18 protein-coding genes are annotated in these 18,821 nt (G+C 69.8%); 5 read left to right on the top strand and 13 right to left on the bottom strand.

Features of this window, described 5'->3' with window-relative positions:
• Nucleotides 1-9: 9 nt before the first annotated feature.
• Nucleotides 10-1,224, top strand: coding sequence for a sensor histidine kinase (locus ACQEVY_RS40285; RefSeq protein WP_432954820.1), 1,215 nt, complete (start codon nt 10-12; stop codon nt 1,222-1,224).
• 55 nt (nt 1,225-1,279) lie between these two features.
• On the opposite strand, the gene ACQEVY_RS40290 is transcribed toward ACQEVY_RS40285, so the two are convergent.
• The 7 genes from ACQEVY_RS40290 to ACQEVY_RS40320 all read right to left on the bottom strand — a co-directional run bounded on the left by ACQEVY_RS40290 (nt 1,280) and on the right by ACQEVY_RS40320 (nt 9,046).
• On the bottom strand, nt 1,280-1,438 hold the full coding sequence (locus ACQEVY_RS40290; RefSeq protein WP_165264169.1) for a hypothetical protein: 159 nt from the start codon (nt 1,436-1,438) through the stop codon (nt 1,280-1,282).
• A 13-nt stretch (nt 1,439-1,451) separates the two neighbouring features.
• The gene (locus ACQEVY_RS40295; protein WP_432954822.1) at nt 1,452-3,320 is read right to left on the bottom strand and encodes a protein kinase domain-containing protein; all 1,869 of its coding nucleotides are present in this window, start codon (nt 3,318-3,320) and stop codon (nt 1,452-1,454) included.
• Nucleotides 3,321-3,348: 28 nt separating this feature from the next.
• Nucleotides 3,349-4,539 (bottom strand): DUF6777 domain-containing protein, encoded by a 1,191-nt coding sequence (locus tag ACQEVY_RS40300; RefSeq protein ID WP_432954824.1) that lies wholly within the window; start codon nt 4,537-4,539, stop codon nt 3,349-3,351.
• A 175-nt stretch (nt 4,540-4,714) separates the two neighbouring features.
• On the bottom strand, nt 4,715-5,668 hold the full coding sequence (locus ACQEVY_RS40305) for a cytochrome c oxidase assembly protein (RefSeq protein WP_432954826.1): 954 nt from the start codon (nt 5,666-5,668) through the stop codon (nt 4,715-4,717).
• 105 nt (nt 5,669-5,773) lie between these two features.
• Nucleotides 5,774-6,799 (bottom strand): 6-phosphofructokinase, encoded by a 1,026-nt coding sequence (locus ACQEVY_RS40310; RefSeq protein ID WP_432954827.1) that lies wholly within the window; start codon nt 6,797-6,799, stop codon nt 5,774-5,776.
• Between the two features lie 226 nt (nt 6,800-7,025).
• Nucleotides 7,026-7,754 (bottom strand): type 1 glutamine amidotransferase, encoded by a 729-nt coding sequence (locus ACQEVY_RS40315; protein WP_432954829.1) that lies wholly within the window; start codon nt 7,752-7,754, stop codon nt 7,026-7,028.
• A gap of 53 nt (nt 7,755-7,807) precedes the next feature.
• The gene (locus ACQEVY_RS40320) at nt 7,808-9,046 is read right to left on the bottom strand and encodes a MurT ligase domain-containing protein (RefSeq protein ID WP_432954831.1); all 1,239 of its coding nucleotides are present in this window, start codon (nt 9,044-9,046) and stop codon (nt 7,808-7,810) included.
• A gap of 147 nt (nt 9,047-9,193) precedes the next feature.
• On the opposite strand from ACQEVY_RS40320, the gene def reads away from it, so the two are divergent.
• Nucleotides 9,194-9,733 (top strand): peptide deformylase, encoded by a 540-nt coding sequence (gene def / locus ACQEVY_RS40325; protein ID WP_432954833.1) that lies wholly within the window; start codon nt 9,194-9,196, stop codon nt 9,731-9,733.
• Nucleotides 9,734-9,854: 121 nt separating this feature from the next.
• Here the strand turns inward: def and ACQEVY_RS40330 are convergent, their stop codons facing one another.
• A complete protein-coding gene (locus ACQEVY_RS40330; RefSeq protein ID WP_328773170.1) occupies nt 9,855-10,499 on the bottom strand; it encodes a TetR family transcriptional regulator in 645 nt (214 codons plus the stop codon).
• A gap of 171 nt (nt 10,500-10,670) precedes the next feature.
• Between ACQEVY_RS40330 and ACQEVY_RS40335 the strand changes: the two genes are divergently transcribed.
• Together ACQEVY_RS40335 and ACQEVY_RS40340 are read left to right on the top strand one after the other, a co-directional pair.
• Nucleotides 10,671-11,897 carry an acyl-CoA dehydrogenase family protein gene (locus tag ACQEVY_RS40335; protein WP_432954834.1) on the top strand — a complete coding sequence of 409 codons (1,227 nt, stop codon included), beginning with the start codon at nt 10,671-10,673 and terminating at the stop codon, nt 11,895-11,897.
• Nucleotides 11,898-11,978: 81 nt separating this feature from the next.
• A complete protein-coding gene (locus ACQEVY_RS40340) occupies nt 11,979-12,653 on the top strand; it encodes a transcriptional regulator (RefSeq protein WP_432954835.1) in 675 nt (224 codons plus the stop codon).
• Between the two features lie 16 nt (nt 12,654-12,669).
• Here ACQEVY_RS40340 and ACQEVY_RS40345 read toward each other — a convergent pair whose 3' ends face one another.
• The 5 genes from ACQEVY_RS40345 to ACQEVY_RS40365 form a co-directional block, all read right to left on the bottom strand.
• Nucleotides 12,670-12,909: a DUF6213 family protein gene (locus tag ACQEVY_RS40345; protein WP_432954837.1), complete on the bottom strand. Its 240-nt coding sequence runs from the start codon at nt 12,907-12,909 to the stop codon at nt 12,670-12,672.
• A gap of 25 nt (nt 12,910-12,934) precedes the next feature.
• Nucleotides 12,935-14,320 carry an NADP-dependent succinic semialdehyde dehydrogenase gene (locus ACQEVY_RS40350; RefSeq protein ID WP_432954838.1) on the bottom strand — a complete coding sequence of 462 codons (1,386 nt, stop codon included), beginning with the start codon at nt 14,318-14,320 and terminating at the stop codon, nt 12,935-12,937.
• A 224-nt stretch (nt 14,321-14,544) separates the two neighbouring features.
• Complete coding sequence (locus tag ACQEVY_RS40355) at nt 14,545-15,012, bottom strand: NUDIX domain-containing protein (protein WP_432954840.1); 468 nt, start codon at nt 15,010-15,012, stop codon at nt 14,545-14,547.
• The gene (locus tag ACQEVY_RS40360; protein ID WP_432954841.1) at nt 15,009-16,556 is read right to left on the bottom strand and encodes an ATP-dependent DNA ligase; all 1,548 of its coding nucleotides are present in this window, start codon (nt 16,554-16,556) and stop codon (nt 15,009-15,011) included. The genes ACQEVY_RS40355 and ACQEVY_RS40360 overlap by 4 nt, the downstream gene beginning before the upstream one ends.
• Before the next feature lie 564 nt (nt 16,557-17,120).
• Nucleotides 17,121-18,053 carry an NAD(P)/FAD-dependent oxidoreductase gene (locus ACQEVY_RS40365; RefSeq protein ID WP_432954843.1) on the bottom strand — a complete coding sequence of 311 codons (933 nt, stop codon included), beginning with the start codon at nt 18,051-18,053 and terminating at the stop codon, nt 17,121-17,123.
• A gap of 77 nt (nt 18,054-18,130) precedes the next feature.
• Here ACQEVY_RS40365 and ACQEVY_RS40370 point away from each other — a divergent pair, with 77 nt between their 5' ends.
• A complete protein-coding gene (locus tag ACQEVY_RS40370) occupies nt 18,131-18,745 on the top strand; it encodes a helix-turn-helix domain-containing protein (RefSeq protein WP_432954845.1) in 615 nt (204 codons plus the stop codon).
• The last annotated feature ends 76 nt before the right edge of the window (nt 18,746-18,821 follow it).

The following is an 18,821-nucleotide window of genomic DNA, read 5'->3' on the forward strand; positions in this document are numbered from 1 at the left end:
GGTGGAGACATGAGCGGTTTCCTGGCCGGGCTCCTGGTGGCCGTACTCCCGCTGCTGGCGGCCGGCTTCTGGCTCGGCAGGCGCACCACGCGCCCACGGAGCCTCGGCGGACTCGGCACCCCCGTCGAGCACGCCACCTTCGAGACCCTGCACACCGCCTCGCTCGCCGCGCCTCCGCTGCGCGCGGGCCTCACCGAGGAGACGGCCCGCAAGTCGGCCAGGCGACTGCGCACCCTGCTCGGCACCGATGCCCTCTGCCTCACCGACCAGGACACCGTCCTCGCCTGGGAAGGCGTCGGCGAGCACCACAAGACGCAGATCATGGACCGGCTCGCCGGACCGCTGGAGAACGGCCGCGGCGAAGCCTTCCGCCTCGACTGCGTCGAACCGGACTGCCCGGTGCGCTGGGCCGTCGTCGCCCCGCTCACGGTCGACGACCGAGTACACGGCGCGCTCGTCGCCTGCGCGCCCCGCGAGTCCGCCGTACTGGTCAGGGCCACTGGAGAGGTCGCCCGCTGGGTCTCGGTCCAGCTGGAGCTCGCCGATCTCGACCAGTCCCGTACGCGGCTGATCGAGGCCGAGATCAAGGCACTGCGCGCCCAGATCTCCCCGCACTTCATCTTCAACTCGCTCGCGGTGATCGCCTCGTTCGTCCGCACCGACCCCGAGCGCGCCCGGGAACTCCTGCTGGAATTCGCCGACTTCACCCGCTACTCGTTCCGCAGGCACGGCGACTTCACCACGCTCGCCGACGAACTCCACGCCATCGACCACTACTTGACCCTGGTCAGGGCACGCTTCGGGGACCGCCTCTCGGTCACCCTGCAGATCGCCCCCGAAGTACTCCCGGTGACCCTGCCCTTCCTGTGTCTGCAACCCCTCGTGGAGAACGCCGTGAAACACGGCCTCGAGGGCGGCACAGGCCAGGTCGACAAGAGCCACATCAGCATCACCGCACAGGACGCGGGAGCCGAGGCCCTCGTCACCATCGAGGACGACGGCCCCGGCATGGACCCCGACTGGCTGCGCCGCATCCTGGCAGGCGAGATCAGCCCCTCGGGCGGCATCGGCCTGTCGAACGTCGACGACCGGCTGCGCCAGGTCTACGGAGACGACTACGGCCTCGTCATCGAGACCGCCCTCGGCGCCGGCATGAAAATCACCGCCAGGCTGCCCAAATACCAGCCCGGCGTGCACTCCGCGGGACGGCTGTCCCGCGAATGAAAGCCTCCCCGGACCGGTTCTGGACCGGTGGTCCGGGGAGGACGCGCGAAGGGCATCAGGTGCTGCGTGAGGCCACCATCGCCAGCGTGATCAGGCCGAGTACGACCCAGCCGAACCACAGCCAGCCATTGCTGCCGAGCGCCACCGTGTAGGCCGTGACCATGACCAGGCCGCCTACGGTGAGCACCCCCATGGTCTTCGTAGAACCGGGCATCGCAACACCCTCCTTATGGTTCGTCCCTCTCCATGGTGCCCCCGTCCTGCCTTTTCACGGTGCATACGACGAAATGGGTGCCTGTTTTCCAGCCGCTCTCCCCGGCCCAGGCCGCCGATTCGTAGCGGCCCGGGTCGTAGCCGTACTGGATCGGCGGCACATCCGCCGCGCAGGCCTCGACGGACTCCCGCTTCGCGTCTTCGAGCGTGGTGTCCGGGCCGAGCCGGGTGAAGCCGAGCACCCGCTGGTCGTGCGGCTCGTCGCAGGAGGCCAGCCGGGCATCCCGGTCGGACCGTTCGTCCAGGCAGTCCTGCTTCTGCATATTGGCCGTGTCGATGAATGTCAGCCCCGTCTCCCGGTGGTCCCCGAGCGGCCCGTACACCCCACCGTTCACCCCGAGCAGCAGACATACGGTGCGCCGGCCTGCGGCCTCGAAGCCCGCTTCGGTGGGCAGCACGGCGTAGCCGCGTACGTCCGCGAGCTTCTTACGGGTCTCCTCGGTGCGCGACTCGCAGTAGAAGGGCCCGTTCGTACGCGCCTCCTCGGCGGATCCGGCCTCGACCACCGCCATGACCTGCCCGTCCGGTGACCCTTTGAGGCAGTCCTCGAGCTTCAGCCGTGGCGTGCCCTCGAAACGCCTCTCGGGCCAGTCGGCGATGACGCAGTCGCCGTCCTTGAGCGGCTCGGCGAGCCCGATGGTCCCGCCGTACGGCTGCGCAGCACCGCCCTCGTCCGCCTGCCGGCCCATCGCGTACCAGACCCCGCCGAGCGTCAGGCCCACGCCGAGGAGGCACGCGAGCACGGACTGCAGGACGTTCGAGCGCTTGCGACGCCGGCTGCCGGGCGGCGGCCCGTACGTCGGCGATTTGGGCGGGACGGGTGACTGCAACGCGATAGGCGGCCCGAATCCGGGACCTGGCGCAGGCCCTGGCGTCGGTACGGCTGATACCTCCGTCTCGGCGTGCGCCCACTGCGGTTGCGAACCCGGATCGACATGGGTGCGCTGTGGGGACTGCGGCGTGACGATCGCGGACAGCGCGGCCTGCGTCTGCTCCGCCGTGGCGCGGTGGACCGGGTCCTTGGTGAGCAGGGCGGCCAGGATCGGTTCCAGCGCGCCCGCGCGCAGGGGCGGCCGGGGCTCCTCCAGGACGACCGCGGTGAGCGCGGCCAGATCGGTGTCGCGGTCGAAGGGACCGCAGCCCTCGACCGCGTAGTAGAGCGTGCAGCCCAGCGAGAACAGATCGGCGGCCGCGGTGGGCGGCCCGCCCTGGGCCCGCTCGGGCGCCAGATACCCGGCCGTGCCCACGAGCATGGACGTCATGGTCCAGCGCGGCTCCGCGGAGTCCGGCTGCACGGAGATCCCGTAGTCGGTGAGCAGGACACGTGCGTACGGCGAACCCGAACGGTCCGGCGCCAGAAGGATGTTCGCGGGCTTCACATCGCGGTGCATGACGCCCCGCTCGTGGCCCGCGGTCAGCGCGTCCAGCACGGCGAGACCGATCCGGGCGCACTCGGCGGGCGCCGCCGGGCCCCGCTGGGTGACCAGGTCGCGCAGGTCGAGGGCGCCCGCGACGTACTCCATCACGATCCACGGCAGGCCCTCGTGTTCCAGTACGTCGTGCACGGTCACCACATGCGGATGGCCGCGCAGCCCCGCCGCGTTCCGGGCCTCCGCGCGGGCCCGGGCGACCCGTGCCGCCCGCTGCCGGCCGGCCTCGGCGGGATCGCGGAACACGATCTCCTTGAGCGCGACCTCACAGGCGAGCTGCTGGTCGTGGGCGAGCCATACGTGTCCCATGCCACCGGTGCCGAGCCGGTTCAGCAGCAGATACCGGCCCGCGATGACCCGGCCCACTCCCGACTGCGATGTGCCTGGTGCCATCCCGTCCCTCCCTGGGTGCTGTCGTGGGTCAGACCGCGCTCGCGGCAGGCTCGCCGCTCGCGGGGGCGTCGGTCGCGGGGTCGCTGGTGGCGGGTGCGCCGGTAGCGGGCTCGCTGGTGACGGGTTCGCTGGTGACCGGCTCGCTCGTCGGCGGTGATGAGCTCGTACGGGGCGGATCGTCGCTCGGTGGAGTCGCGCTGTCCGTCGACGCCGGCGGCGAGGTAACGGCGGGCTCCGTGTCGGTCGGCGTCGGCGGGGGAGGGGTGTCGGTGGGTGGCGTGGAGGTCTGCGTCGGATCAGGCGTCGCGGGATCGGGCTCCGTCGGATCGCTGGGGTCCGTCGGATTGGGTTCCGCAGGATCGGTCGGAGCCGGAGAGTCGCTCGAGGTCTCGGTGGGCGAGGTGGAACCCGGCTCCCCAGAGGTGCCTGGCTCTCCCGTGGCCCCGCCGTCGCGTCGTGCGTCGAACGTCCGGTCCTCCGAGCCGTCGGTGCCGACGGGCCGTTCGATGCCCTTGTCCGGGTCGGCCACGTCCACGAGCGCGATCCGGTCGAGCTTGGTGGGCGACGGTTCGACCGACACCACGGCGTCCTCGCGGAAACTCGGCCACTTCTCGTTGCCGTCCTCGAAGCGCACCGAGATCTCTTCGCGGTCCCCCTCGAAAGTACGCAGTGGATTACCGCAGGAGCACTTCACGACGGGCAATCCCTGATCGTTCACGAGAACCGCGATTCCCGCCTCCAGCAAGGCGTCGTAGGCAACCGCCCTGCCCTTCTTGTAGTCATGGTTCCGCACGAGAGTGTCGTGACGCAGGAGAACCGGTGTGAGTTGATCGACGTACTCCTCGATCGCATCCGGAGAAATTCCGGCAACTCGTGCCCATTCCCGAGCCTTCCGGCGGTTCTCCGGATCGATGAGGAATTCCTTGAGCCGGTCGACGTCACAGGTGCCCTGCTTACGCGAACCCCCGTACAGCCCAGGCGTGTTGCCCTGCTGCAAGCCGCCCCGAGGCCGTTCCCCACGCACCTCGGCATCCACACCGAGCCCGGTTTTCTCATCGAAAAAAGGATCGAGAGCCGGAACTCCGGCCGCCACGGCCTTCACGAGGACGAGGCGGTCGGCCTGAGTGCAGCCGCTGAGGATCAGCAAAGCGACCAGCAGAAATGCGGTCCTGCGGACTGAAGATTGAATGCCCTTGTACATGGGCGCGCGAAATGTCATTACCGCTCCCCCCGGCGGTTCCCCCGTCACCCCGCAGAGCGGAAGCAGGGCTTGCGCGCCATGCTACTGAATGGAAAAGCCTTTCAGTCACGCTTTAATTGGAAGAGGCATTAATTAGGCAGAGTGCCCAGAGTGGCGGAGGGGCACTCAGTGGCCTTGCGTGGGAATTGTTATCTCAGCGGGTGCGCGCGTTCAATGAGGCCAGATAGGCGTTGTACGCCTCCAGCTCCTTGTCCCCGTCGCGATCCGCGGCCCGGTCGGTGCGCCGGGCCTGCCGCTGTTCGGAGCGGTACCACTGGAAGAGCAGCGCGAGCAGCACGAGTACGGACGGGATCTCGCTGAACGCCCAGGCGATACCGCCCGCCGCGTTCTGGTCCGAGAGCGCGTCGATGCCGAGGGACGCGGGAGGGTTCTTGTACGTCTCGACCATCGGCCCGGACGCCATCATCAGCGCGATACCGAAGAACGCGTGGAACGGCATGCCCGCGAACAGCTCCAGCATCCGCAGCAGATAGCCAGGCCGGTGCGGACCGGGATCCACGCCCATGATCGGCCAGAAGAAGGCGAGCCCGACGGCGAGGAAGTGGCACATCATCACGGTGTGGCCCGTCTTCGAACCCATCAGGAAGTCGAAGATGGGGGTGAAGTACAGCGCGTACAGGCTCGCGATGAACAGCGGGATCGTGAACGCCGGATGCGAGATCATCCGCATGAACCGGCTGTGCAGCAGCGCCAGCAGCAGCTCACGCGGCCCCTTGTGGCCCCGACGGGAGGCCACCGGCAGGGCACGCAACGCCAGCGTGATCGGCGCACCGAGCAGGATCAGGATCGGCGTCAGCATGCTGATCACCATGTGCTGCACCATGTGCACGCTGAACATGACCATGCCGTAGTCATTGAGCCCGGTGCACATCACGAGCAGCACACTCAGCACGCCCACGACAAACGCCACGGTCCGCCCGACCGGCCACTTGTCCCCACGCCGCACCAGCCGCACAACGCCCCACCCGTACAGGGCGAGCCCCAACAGACAGGCGACGAGAAAGAACGGGTCCGCGGACCACTCGAGGCCTCGTCCCAGCGTGAACGGCGGCAGATCCATGGTCGTGCCGTGCCCGCTGTGATCCATCCGCCGGCTCCTGATTCGTACTGGTTGCGCGCTGTCTGTCCGCACCCAGACTAGAACTGCCCCCAGTCGCGGTCGCGAGCGGGGGCAGTGCCAGTTACGTACGTATCAGAGGACGCACTCCGCCTCGGCGTACCGCTCATCCGGAACCGTCTTCAGCTTCTCGACCGCCTCCGCGAGCGACACCATCGCGATCTCGGTGCCGCGCAGCGCCGTCATCCGGCCGAACTCACCGCGGTGCACCGCCTCCACCGCGTGCCAGCCGAACCGGGTCGCGAGGACGCGGTCGTACGCGGTCGGGGTGCCGCCACGCTGCACATGCCCGAGGATCACCGGACGGGCCTCCTTGCCGAGCCGGTGCTCCAGCTCAAGGGAGAGCTGGCGGGCGATACCCGCGAACCGCTCGTGCCCGTAGATGTCCTTGCCGCCCTCGTCGAACTCCATCGAGCCCTCGCGAGGCTTCGCGCCCTCCGCGGCCACGACGATGGCGAACTTCTTGCCCGCCGAGAAACGCTCGCCGACCTTGGCGGCCAACTCTTCGATGTCGAAAGGGCGTTCCGGCACGACGATCGCGTGCGCGCCGGCCGCCATGCCCGAGTGCAGCGCGATCCAGCCGGTGTGGCGGCCCATGACCTCCACGATCAGCACGCGCTGATGGGACTCGGCGGTGGTCTTCAGACGGTCAAGCGCCTCGGTCGCGACACCGACGGCGGTGTCGAAGCCGAAGGTGACGTCCGTCACCGCGATGTCGTTGTCGATGGTCTTCGGCACGCCGACGATCGGCAGGCCGCCGTCCGACAGGAGGCGGGCCGCCTTGAGCGTGCCCTCCCCGCCGATCGGGATGATCGCGTCGAGCCCGAGTTCCTCGACATACCCCTTGGCTCGCTCCACGCCGTCCCTGAGGTGCTCGGGTCGTACGCGGGAGGAGCCGAGGATGGTGCCGCCGCGAGCCAGGATTCCGCTCACCGCGTCGAGGTCGAGCTTGAGGTAGTCGCACTCCAGAAGGCCTTTCCAGCCGTCCCGGAAGCCGATGACCTCGTCGCCGTGGTCGACGACGGCGCGGTGTACGACGGACCGGATGACGGCGTTCAGGCCGGGGCAGTCGCCGCCGGACGTGAGGACACCAATGCGCATAGCCCGAAATACCTTCTCAACGTGGGCCGGGTACCGGACCGCGCTGTCCGGCTGGACCCGGCAAGCGTACCGGCGGCAGGGGGCGGGTCCGCATCACGCGTCCGCCTGCTGGACGCCCCCGCACAGGTGAGCGGCCGGGCCGCCAGAAGGGCTGTGAACCATCTCTCGGGCTGTCCCGGACGGGCTGTTGGCCGCGTTTATCGGCGTATCCGCGTATCAGTCCATCTCAGGCAGGCTGCTGGGCGGCCGCGATCCGCTCGGCGCGCAGCGCCTCGTACCACCGGTCGTCGATCGGCGGCAGCGCGTTGACGTCCAGCGCGAGCTTGAGCAGCAGATCCGCGATCAGCGGGTTGCGAGCGAGCACCGGCCCGTGCATGTACGTCCCGAAGACAGTGTCGTTGTACGCGCCCTCCGTACCGTCTCCCGTGCCGTTGCCCTTGCCGAGCCTGACCTGGGCGAACGGGCGCGCGGTGGGGCCGAGATGGGTGATGCCCTGGTGGTTCTCGAAGCCCGTGAGCTGCGGCAGGCCGAGGGGCGCGTCGATGTCCCCGAGTACGTCCCCGACGCAGCGCTCGCCCTCGCCGCGGGTGGAGACCACGTCGAGCAGGCCGAGGCCGGGCTCGCGCTGCCCGAGGTCGTTGATGAACTCGTGGCCGAGGATCTGGTAGCCGGCGCACACGGAGAAGACGATCGCGCCGTTGCCGACCGCGCGGTGCAGACCGCCGTCGCGGCGCAGCCGCTCGGCCGCGAGCCGCTGCGGCCGGTCCTCGCCGCCGCCGATCAGGTAGATGTCGCCGGAGGTGGGGATCGGCTGGTCGCTGCGTACGTCGAGCCGGGCCACGTCCAGGCCGCGCTGCCGGGCCCGGCGCTCCACCACGAGGGCGTTGCCCTGGTCGCCGTACGTGCTCAGCAGGTCCGGGTAGATCCACACCAGACGCAGGCTGTTGTCACTCATTGATGATCGTCCTCTGTGGTCAGTTGCCGACGCGGATCACGTGCTGACGCCGGTCAGTTGCCGACACGGCGGCGCAGGTCCTGGAACGCGGTGTAGTTCGCGATGACCTCGATCCGCCCCGGCGGTGCGATCTGCACGGCCTGGTCGAGGTTCTCGCAGACCTGGAAGGTCTGGTTCGCGACCTCCAGACGCACCGCGAGATCCAGTTTCCGGTCGCCGATGACGAAGATCGGGTGCCCGCTCAGCCGGGTGTAGTCGACGTCCCACAGCCAGGAGGTGTCGGTGCCGTCGGCCCCACGCGCGTTCACGGACAGGATGACCGGCGTCGGCGGCGGGTCGATCAGCGAGAACGTCTCCAGCCAGCCCGCCGGGTTCTTGGCGAGCAGCAGCCGAAGGTCACGCTGCATGAACTGCACGACGTCGTAGCGTCCGGCCACCGCCTGGACCTGGTACATGCGTTCCAGGGCGACCTGCGGCGGCACACCGAAGACGGCGGCCACGGCGGCCGACGAGGCGGCGTTGGCCTTGTTGGCGCGGCCCGGCAGCTGGAGGTGGATCGGCCAGGCGGAACCGTGCGGGTCGAGGACATGGTCGCCGTCCAGCGCCCAACTCGGCGTCGGACGGCGGAAACCGCACTCACCGCAGAACCAGTCGTCGCCCGGCCGCTGCATCACACCGCCGCAGGACGGGCAGGACCAGGCGTCGTCCTTCCACATCTGCCCGGCGGCCACCCACACGACGTTCGGCGAGGAGGACGCGGCCCACACGACCAGCGGGTCGTCCGCGTTGGCGATCACGACGGACTTCGAACCGGCCAGGCCCTCCCGCCAGTGCTCGGCGAGCATGCGGGTCTCGGCGGCGCGGTCGAGCTGGTCGCGGGAGAGGTTGAGGAGCGCGATGGCCTTCGGGTCGGTGTCACGTGCCACACCTGCGAGGTACTTCTCGTCGACCTCGATGACGGCGTACCGCGCGTCCGAGCCACCGGCCAGCGCGGAGGTGATGCCGGCGGGCATGTTCGCACCCAGGGCGTTCGAGACGACGGGGCCCGCGGCGCGCAGCGCCTCCGCGATCAGCCGCGTCGTGGTGGTCTTGCCGTTGGTGGCCGACACCAGGATGACGTCCAGGTGCTGGGCGAGCCGGGCCAGCAGGTCGGGGTCGAGTTTGAGCGCCACCCGGCCGCCGATCACCGATCCGCTGCCGCGGCCCGCGGCCCGCGACGCAGCCGCGACCGCCTTGCCCGCCGTCACGGCCAGCTTGGCCCGCGGCGACAGCGGGTCCGAGTTGCCTGCCATCAGTTCTCGATCCTCCTTGCGTACGACGCCGCGCCCTGCCCTGCTGCCGGCAACGTGTGGCCCTCAGCCTATCGAGATCCACGACGGGCCCGGTTCGCGGCACCTCCCCGGCGCCCGCGCGACATTGAGGACCGTACCCTTGCCGCCATGCGACACGGCTCGATCCCGGGCGCCCAAGGGCGCGTCCTCACGCTGTCCCTCCTCGGCGACCCCGTGTTGCACACACCATGCGAGGAAGTCACCGACTTCGGCCCCCAACTGGCGCGTCTCGTCGAAGACATGTTCGCCACCATGTACGCGGCTCAGGGCGTCGGACTCGCCGCGAACCAGGTCGGTCAGTCGTTGCGGGTCTTCGTGTACGACTGCCCCGACGACGAGGAGCGGCGCCATGTGGGGCACTTGGTGAACCCGCGTCTGGTCGAGGCGGACGGGCTGTTGTTGCGCGGGCCCGAGGGGTGTCTGTCACTGCCGGGCCTCGAGGCGGGGACGGAGCGGTACGACCACGCGGTCGTCGAAGGTTCCACGCTGGACGGTGAGTTGGTGCGGGTCCATGGCACCGGGTTCTTCGCCCGGTGCCTTCAGCATGAGTGTGATCACCTTGACGGCGGGGTGTATGTGGATCGGCTCCAGGGGTGGCGCCACCGGCGGGTTATGCGGGCTGCTGCGCGGGCTTCTTGGAGTCGGTGAGTGCCGTTGGGGGGCGGTTTGACGCGGTCTGCGGGTCCGTTGTGGCTGGTCGCGCCCACGCGGCGGAGCCGCAAATTGATACAGCCCCGCGCCCCTTACGGGGCGCTCCAGCGCACCGGAGTTAGAAGCTGGGCCCGCCCACCTTGTCGCCCGCCGCCGCCAAGCGACCCCACAGCAAGTCCGCCAGACTGCGTACCAACTCCGCGCGTGAGCAAGGCCGTTCGCCCAGCCACCAGTCGCCGGCCGCGTGCATCATGCCTACGATGCCGTGTCCCCACACCCGCGCGAGCTGAGCGCTGTCGGGGCCGAGGTCGACTCGTTCCTCTATGACCTTGCCGAGTTCCTCGCCCATGCGGCGCAGCAGGGGAGCGGAGTGCAGGCCGACGTCGAAGCCCTGGTCGCTCTGTGGGCCGCCCTCCGACGGATGCATCAGGAAGCGGTACACCTGCGGACGTGCCTCGATCGCAGCGAGGTACGTGTCCAGCGTGGCCTCGACCCGCTCGCGGCGCTCGGCCGGCGCGTCCAGCGCGGCCCGCAGCGCCTCGAGCAGGGCGTCCGTGTGCCGCTTGGCGAGAGCCGCGTACAGTCCACCCTTGTCACCGAAGTGCCGGTACAGAATGGGCTTGGTGATGCCGGCCTCGGCGGCGATGGCGTTCATCGAGGCGCCGGGGCCGTCGCGGAGCACCACCCGGTCGGCGGCTTCCAGCAGCTCTCGCCGACGGCGGTCGGCGGACCGCTGCTGCTCGGTCCGCTGTGTGGTGTCCATGAGCTCTCCCCACCCGTTCTGATTCGGCGACGCCCTGCGCAACGTAACACCCTGCTGTGATTCTGCATCGAACGGGCTGCCGGAGGGGAACCGGGAGTTGACTTTTCCTACCCACGGGTAACAGGTTACTGTTACCGCAAGTAACAGGCGAGTGCCGTAGCTGGAGGGGACATGGCCGAGTTCACCATGGAGCTCAACGACGAGCAGAAGGAGGTCCGGGACTGGCTCCACGGCTTCGCCGCCGATGTGATCCGCCCCGCTGCAGCCGAATGGGACGAGCGCGAAGAGACTCCCTGGCCCGTCATCCAGGAGGCCGCGAAAGTCGGGATCTACTCCCTGGACTTCTACGCCCAGCAGTACTTCGACCCCACCGGCCTCGGCATCCCCATGGCCATGGAGGAGCTGTTCTGGGGTGACGCGGGCATCGCCCTCTCCATCGTCGGCACCGGCCTCGCCGCCGTGGGCGTCCTCGCCAACGGCACCGAGGAGCAGATCGGCACCTGGATCCCCCAGATGTACGGCGACGCGGGCGACGTCAAGGTCGCCGCCTTCTGCTCCTCCGAGCCCGACGCCGGCTCCGACGTGGCCTCCATGCGCACCCGAGCCGTCTACGACGAGGCCAAGGACGAGTGGGTCCTCAACGGCACCAAGACCTGGGCGACCAACGGCGGCATCGCCAACGTCCACGTCGTCGTCGCCGTCGTCGACCCGGAACTCGGCTCCAAGGGCCACGCCTCCTTCATCATCCCGCCGGACACGCCCGGCCTGTCCCAGGGCCAGAAGTTCAAGAAGCACGGCATCCGCGCCTCGCACACCGCCGAGGTCGTACTGGAGGACGTCCGCGTCCCCGGCTCCTGCCTGCTCGGAGGCAAGGAGAAGCTGGACGAGCGGCTGGCCCGGGCCCGGGAGCGGGCGAAGGCCGGTGGCGAGCGCGTGAAGAACGCGGCGATGGCGACGTTCGAGGCGTCTCGCCCGGCGGTGGGCGCCATGGCCGTGGGCACGGCCCGGGCCGCGTACGAGGTCGCCCTCGATTACGCCCGGACGCGTGAGCAGTTCGGCCGCCCGATCATCGACAACCAGGGTGTCGCCTTCCAGCTCGCCGACATGCGTACGTCCATCGACGCGGCCCGGCTGCTGGTGTGGCGGGCCTCGTGGATGGCGGTCAACGGGAAGCCGTTCACCGCTGCTGAAGGCTCCATGTCGAAGCTCTTCGCGAGTGAGACCGCGAAGAAGGTGACGGCGGAGGCGATCCAGATCCTTGGCGGCAACGGCTACACGCGTGAGTACCCGGTCGAGCGCATGCACAGGGATGCCGCGATTTACACGATCTTCGAGGGTACGAGTGAGATCCAGCGGCTGGTGATCGCGCGCACCCTCGCGGGTATGCCGATCCGCTGACGGCACCTGAGCCGTCGGCGGTGCCGTGAGAGCCTGGAGAGTACGGGAAAGGCAGCGCAGTCGAGCCGAAGGAGTGCGGCGATGGCGCGGACAGCCAGGGAACTGCTGGAGACGACCACCGGAAAGCTCGCCCCCGACCCGCAAGCCAACCGGCTGCTGCCCCTGATCGGCCGGGGCGCGGCACGGCGTGACACCCTCGCCACGCTCGCTCTGGAACAGCGCTATGTGATCGCCGCGGACCGCCGGGCGTTCCAGCATCTCGCGGAACGGTCGGCCGCCGAGCCCGAGTGCGCCGCCTTCTTCACCATGCTCGCGGAGGGAGAGGCCCTCGCCCATGACCGGCTCGGCCCGCTGCTCGCCGCCTGCGGAGCGGACGAGGCACGGGTGGCGGCGTACGAACCGCTGGCGGGGGCCCAGGCGTATCCCGCGTACGTCGCCTGGCTCGCCCTGAACGGCGCACCGGCCGACGTCGTGCTCGCGCTGAGCGCCAACTTCTCGGCGTGGGGCGGCTATTGCGCCACCATCGCGGAGGCGCTGCGCCGCCAGTACGGCTTCGACGACGCGGCCTGCGGGTTCTTCGACCTGTTCGCGGAACCCTCGCCCGACCTGGAGCAGAAGGCGGTGGCCGCCGTACAGGCCGGGCTGGACGCGGAGTTGATCAGCGAGGAGGCGGTCCATCGCTACGGACGCCTGCTGCAGCGCTACGAGGAGATGTTCTGGCACACGCTGTGGGAGCTGGACCGGGGCGAGTCCTAGCGAGCCCGAACAAGTCTTAGTCGGGCGACGTCCCGCTGCTGTGCGCGATGCAGGCCACGTCGATACGGTCGGCCAGCTTGGCGAGTTCGATCGTGAGGGTCGCCACCGTGTCCTCGTCGAGGCCCTCCTGACCGGTTTCCACCAGATGCAGCCACCGGCCGCCGACGTTGCGCAGCAGCTTGCTGACATCGGCGGCCGCCACCTGCAAAGTGCCGCGGTCGTCGACGATCAGAGGGAGGGTCACTTCGCGGTTCACACAGGCGATCGTAACTGCGGAACGCTCACGCTCCGTGCCATACGGTGGTGATGTTGCAGAACTCGCGGATTCCGTGGCCCGCCAGCTCGCGCCCGTAGCCGGACCGCTTGACCCCGCCGAACGGGAACGCCGGGTGGGACGCCGTCATCCCGTTGACGTAGACACCGCCCGCTTCCAGATCGCGTACGAAGCGGTCGATGTCGGCCTCGTCGCGGGTCCAGACGTTGGAACTCAGCCCGAACGGCGAGTCGTTGGCGATCGTCACCGCCTCGTCGAGGCCGTCGGCGCGATAGAGTGTGGCGACCGGGCCGAAGGTCTCCTCGCGATGGATCCGCATGGCGGGGGTGATGTCGGCGAGGACGGTCGGCGGGTAGTACCAGCCGGGCCGGTCGGGCCGTTCGCCGCCGCACAGCACCGTCGCGCCGCTCTCCACTGCCTCGTCCACCAGCTCCGCCAGACCGTCGCGGCCCTGCTCGCTGGAGAGCGGGCCGACCTCCGTGTCCTCGTCCAGCGGGTCGCCGACCTTCAGCGCCTTCATGCCCACCGTGAAGCGCTCGGCGAAGGCGTCGAACACGTCCGCGTGCACGATGAACCGCTTGGCGGCGATGCAGGACTGCCCGGTGTTCTGCACCCGGGCCGTCACCGCGGTCTTCGCGGCCCGGTCGAGGTCGGCCGACGGCATCACCACGTACGGATCGCTGCCGCCCAGCTCAAGGACCGTCTTCTTGACCTCGTCACCGGCGACCGAGGCGACCGCGCGGCCCGCCGGTTCGCTGCCGGTGAGCGTCGCCGCCTTGACCCGCTCGTCACGCAGGATGCCCTCGACCTCGCCGGTGCCGATGAGCAACGTCTGGAAGCAGCCCTCCGGGAAGCCCGCCCGGTGGAACAGATCCTCCAGGTAGAGGGCGGTCTGCGGCACGTTCGAGGCGTGCTTGAGCAGTCCTACGTTGCCGGCCATCAGCGCGGGCGCGGCGAACCGGATCACCTGCCAGAGCGGGAAGTTCCACGGCATCACCGCGAGTACCGGGCCGAGCGGCCGGTAGCGCACGATCACCCTGGAGGCACCGGAGTCACGCGCCTCCGACTCCGGGCCCTCCTCGTCGGCGAGCAGTTCCTCGGCGTGGTCGGCGTACCAGCGCATCGCCTTCGCGCACTTCGCGACCTCCGCGCGGGCCTGCTTGATGGGCTTGCCCATCTCCGTGGTCATGACGCGGGCGGTGTCCTGCGTGTCTGCTTCCAGCAGGTCGGCGGCTCGGCGTAGCCGCTGGGCGCGCTCGGCGAATGAGGTGGTGCGGTACGTACGGAACGCTGCGTCGGCGGTTGCGAGCCTGCGCTCGATCTCTTCGGCGCCGAGGGCGTCGTAGGTTTTGAGTGTCTCGCCGGTTGCCGGGTTCACGGTTGCTATGGGCATGGCTGACCTCCTGATACGGGCGCGCTTCGATGGGGGGCGCCAGTACTGGAAGCGCCGTTCATTGAAGCGCCGTCCAGGTCTGCGGGTTGGTTGTGGCTGGTCGCTCCCCCACTCTCGGCTGCGCTCGAGCGGGGGGACCCCCATCGCGGCGGAGCCGCATATGTCACAGCCCCGCGCCCCTTCGGGGCACCTTGTCGGCATCCGCGTACCCAGGTGTCGGCCTTCTAGCCGACGTGCTCCTCGAGGCGGTCCAGGAACTCTGCCTGCGCCTTGACGATCACGGCTCGTGCCTGGTCGAGCCCGAGCCACTCCACCCGGCTCAGTTCGGGGAACTTCTGGCGCTGGCCCGAGCCCCTCGGCCACTCCATCTCGAACGTTCCCGGGACCACCGTCGCCGGGTCGAGGTCGGCCTCGATCGCCCACGCGGTGACGATCTTGCCGTTCGCCTGGCGGACCTCGCCGAGCGGTACGGCCTCGCCGTCGGGCGGTTCCAGGCCCAGTTCCTCGCGGAACTCCCGGCGGGCCGCGTCCCAGGCCGGCTCGTCGGGCTCGTACTCACCCTTCGGTACGGTCCACGCGCCGGCGTCGCGTCGCTCCCAGAACGGGCCGCCCATGTGGCCGAGCAGTACCTCCAGGCCGTTGCCGGTGTGGTGGAACAGGAGCAGGCCCGCGCTGCGGCGTGAGGCTTTCACCGGGTCACCTCCGGGTGTGCGGCGAGCAGCGTCTCGACGGTGTCGGCCTCCGCCGGGGTCTTGTCCTCGCGATAGCGGACGACGCGGGCGAAGCGGAGCGTGACGCCGGCCGGGTAGCGGGTGGACTTCTGCAGGCCGTCGTAGGCGATCTCGACGACGAGCTCGGGCCGTACGGTGACCACGTGGCCGTTGTCCTCGACGGCGAGCTCGCGCAGCCGCTCGGTCTGCCAGGCCAGCATCGCGTCCGTCATGCCCTTGAACGTCTTGCCCAGCATGGCGAACGAGCCGTCCGCATTCCGCGCCCCGAGATGCAGGTTGGAGAGCTTGCCGGTACGCCGCCCGTGCCCCCACTCGGCGGCCAGTACCACCAGGTCCAGCGTGTGTACGGGTTTGACCTTGAGCCAGGAGGCACCGCGTCGGCCCGCGCTGTAGGGGGCGTCGAGGCCCTTCAGTACGACGCCCTCGTGGCCGCGCTTCAGCGTCTCCGCGAGGAACCGTTCCGCGGCCTCGCGCGCCTCACCGTCCGCCGGATCCGCCACGAGCGTGCGCCGCACTCGCATCGGCTCGGGCACCAGCCGGGCCAGTTCCGCGTGGCGGTCGGCGAACGGCAGGTCGAGCAGGTCGTGACCGTCCACGGACAGTGCGTCGAAGAAGACGGGGGCGACGGGCAGGGCCCTGGCCGCCGTGTCGACGTCCGTGCGGGAGCCGACGCGTCCGGCGATGTCCTGGAAGGACTTCGGCCGTCCGTCCTCGTCGAACGCGATGACCTCGCCGTCCAGGATGAATCGCTCGCCCTTCAACTCCCTTGCCGCGGCAGTGAGTTCGGGCAGGCGGTCGGTGATGTCGTCCAGGGTGCGGGTGTAGAGGCGTATGGCGTCGCCGTCGCGGTGGATCTGGACGCGGATGCCGTCCAGTTTCTCCTCGACGGCGCAGGCGCCGAGCTTGTCGATCGCCTCCGCCACGGATGTGGCGCTGTGCGCCAGCATGGGCAGGACCGGGCGGCCGATGGTGAGCCGGAACTCGGCGAGGGCGTTTGGGCCGTCCGCCAGCAGGCGCTGCGCCACGGTCTGCAGCGAACCGGCCAGCATGACCGCGCGCCGTACGTCCGCGGAGGGTGCCCCGGTCGCCTCGGCGAGCCCCTCTACGGCTACGGCGTCGAGGGCGCCCTGTCGTACCTCTCCGCTGAGCAGGCCGAACAGGAACCGTTGCTCGTCCGCGGTGGCTGCCGCCAGCAGCTCGCCGACCAGGCGTTGGCGTTCGGCCTGGGAGCCGGGGCCGGAGACTTTGGCGAGCGTGGTCAGGCGGGCGTCCACGTCTCGCACGCTGAGCGTGGGCTCTTCGGCCGGGGCGACGGGGCGGCTGAGGACCTTCCAGCCGACGCCGATCCGTCCCTGCGGGAGGCGTCCCGCCAGGTACGGGATCACGATCGGGGCCTCCTCGGCTTCCGCGTCCCGGAACAGCTCGGCCAGGAGGCCGATCTTCCGGGACCGGGCCGAGGTGGCGGCGACCTCTTGCGATACGCGGGCTAGCCGGGCGAACAGCATGTGGCCATGGTGCTACGGCGACGCGCTCCGCGTGCGGCGGAGCGGGGGGTTTTCTTTCCCCAGCCCCGCGGGGTGCCTCCGGCGGTTGGGCGGTTGGGTTCGTTGTCGACTGACGGTTCGTTGTGGTTGCTCGCGCAGTTCCCCGCGCCCCTAGGTGGTTGGTGGGTGCGGGGCCGCGGTCCGGTGCGTCAGCCCGTCGCCAACAGGGCATACGGCCCCTTGCTGACACAGGGCGTAGCTGTGCCCAGACCGAAGCTAAGCGACGGGCATAGGACGCACCGGCCCACGTCCCCTCTCACCGGCGGGAGGGTGCCGGTTTCGTCGGGGTGCGGGCTTTTCCGGTTCGCTTGCTCTTCAGGGGTGCGGGCAGTCGCAGGCTGTTTAGGGGCGCGGGGAACTGCGCGACCAGCCACAACGCACCCGCAGCCGCGACACAACATGTCACCCCACCCCGGTAGGCACTCACCCGCCGTAGGCGCCCCACCCACCCCGCCGGAGGCAGGGGGCCTGGGGGCGCAGCCCCCAGTTTCGGGAAGGGGCGGGGCTGGGGAAAAGAAACCCCCTTCAGGCGGAGGCAGCCGCGATGTCGCCGAACAGCAAGTCCCCGTTGATCATGGCCCCTGCCCGGTACCCCAACGCAGCCGCGTTGATCACCTGTTCCGAGAACCCCACGGCATTGCCCGCCGCCCAAACCCCCGGCACACTCGTGCGCCCCGACTCGTCCACGTCCGCATACACGCCGAACGGCGTCTCCTTGAGCTCGGCGCCCAGCCGCTCAAGGAGCCCCGTGCGCGGGACCGGTCGCGGGGCGACGAAGAGCACGGAGCGCTCGTGCACGGCCCCGTCCGCGAGACGCACCCCGGTGAGGCGGTCGTCCGAGACGACAAGCCCCGCCACCTCGCCGGGGACAACGTGCACGCCAGCCGTGGCCAGGTGCCGCAGATCCTCGTCCGAGAGTTCGGATTCGGCGACCGTGTGCAGGAACAGGGTGACGTGCTTGGACCACTGCGTGACCATCAGCGCCTGGTGCACGCTCATGACGGACGTCGCAAGCACCCCGAACGCCTGGTCCCGGACCTCCCAGCCGTGGCAGTACGGACAATGCAGCACATCGCGCCCGAACCGCTCCGCGACCCCGGGCACCGACGGCAACTCGTCCGCGAGCCCGGTGGCGACGACCAGCCGGCGAGCGTGGACGGAACGCCCGGACTCCAGCGTGACGTCGAATTCCTCGGCGTCGTCCCGCGCGACGTCCACCGCCCGGTCCCGGACCAGATCAACCCCGTACGCCTGAATCTCTCGCCGTCCCTCGGCGAGGAACTCGGCGGGTGACATCCCGTCCCGCGACAGATAGCCCTGCATGTGCGCGGCAGGCGCGTTGCGCGGCTCGCCCGCGTCGACGACGAGCACCTGGCGCCGCGCGCGCCCCAGTACGAGTGCGGCAGACAGCCCGGCCGCGCCGCCTCCGACGACGACCACTTCGTAACGATCGGTCATGGTGACCACCTCCATGCACAAGGTCGCCCCACCGCTGCCGAATTGACAAATGTCTTTGCCGAAACTGCAATGTGCTCATGAGCGAGCACGAGACGGATCGGAATGAGCGGGACACCGACACCGACACCGACGAGGTGCTGGCCGGAGTCGGCCCCCGACTGCGGCGGATCCGGAAGGAGCGGGGCGCGACGCTCGCCGGGTTGTCGGAGGTGACCGGTATCTCGGTGAGCACCCTGTCACGGCTGGAGTCCGGCCTGCGCAAGCCCAGCCTGGAGCTGTTGTTGCCGATCGCCCGGGCTCATGAGGTGGCTCTGGACGAGCTGGTGGGGGCTCCGCCGGTGCGGGATCCGCGGGTTCGGTCCCAGCCGATCGAGCGGCACGGGCGCACCTACTGGCCGCTCACCCGCCAGCCCGGCGGACTCCAGGCGTTCAAGGTGCTCGTACCGCAGGGGAACGAGGAGCCGGAACCTCGTGTCCACGAGGGGTATGAATGGCTTTACGTCCTCTCCGGGCGGCTGCGGTTCGTGCTGGGCGAGCATGACGTGGTGTTCACGGCGGGGGAGGCCGCCGAGTTCGACACACGCGTGCCGCACTGGTTCGGGTCGACGGGGGAGGGGCCGGTGGAGTTCCTCAGCCTGTTCGGGCCGCAGGGGGAGCGGATGCATGTACGGGCACGGCCGAAGCGGTCTTGATGTGCGTGACGCTAGCCTGATCGGCAAGCGACCGCTTAGTATGCAGAGCGACCCCGGTCAGACGAAGCAGTCTCGT

The organism is Streptomyces sp. CA-288835 (assembly GCF_050936385.1).
In the GTDB taxonomy this organism is placed as follows: Bacteria; Actinomycetota; Actinomycetes; order Streptomycetales; family Streptomycetaceae; genus Streptomyces.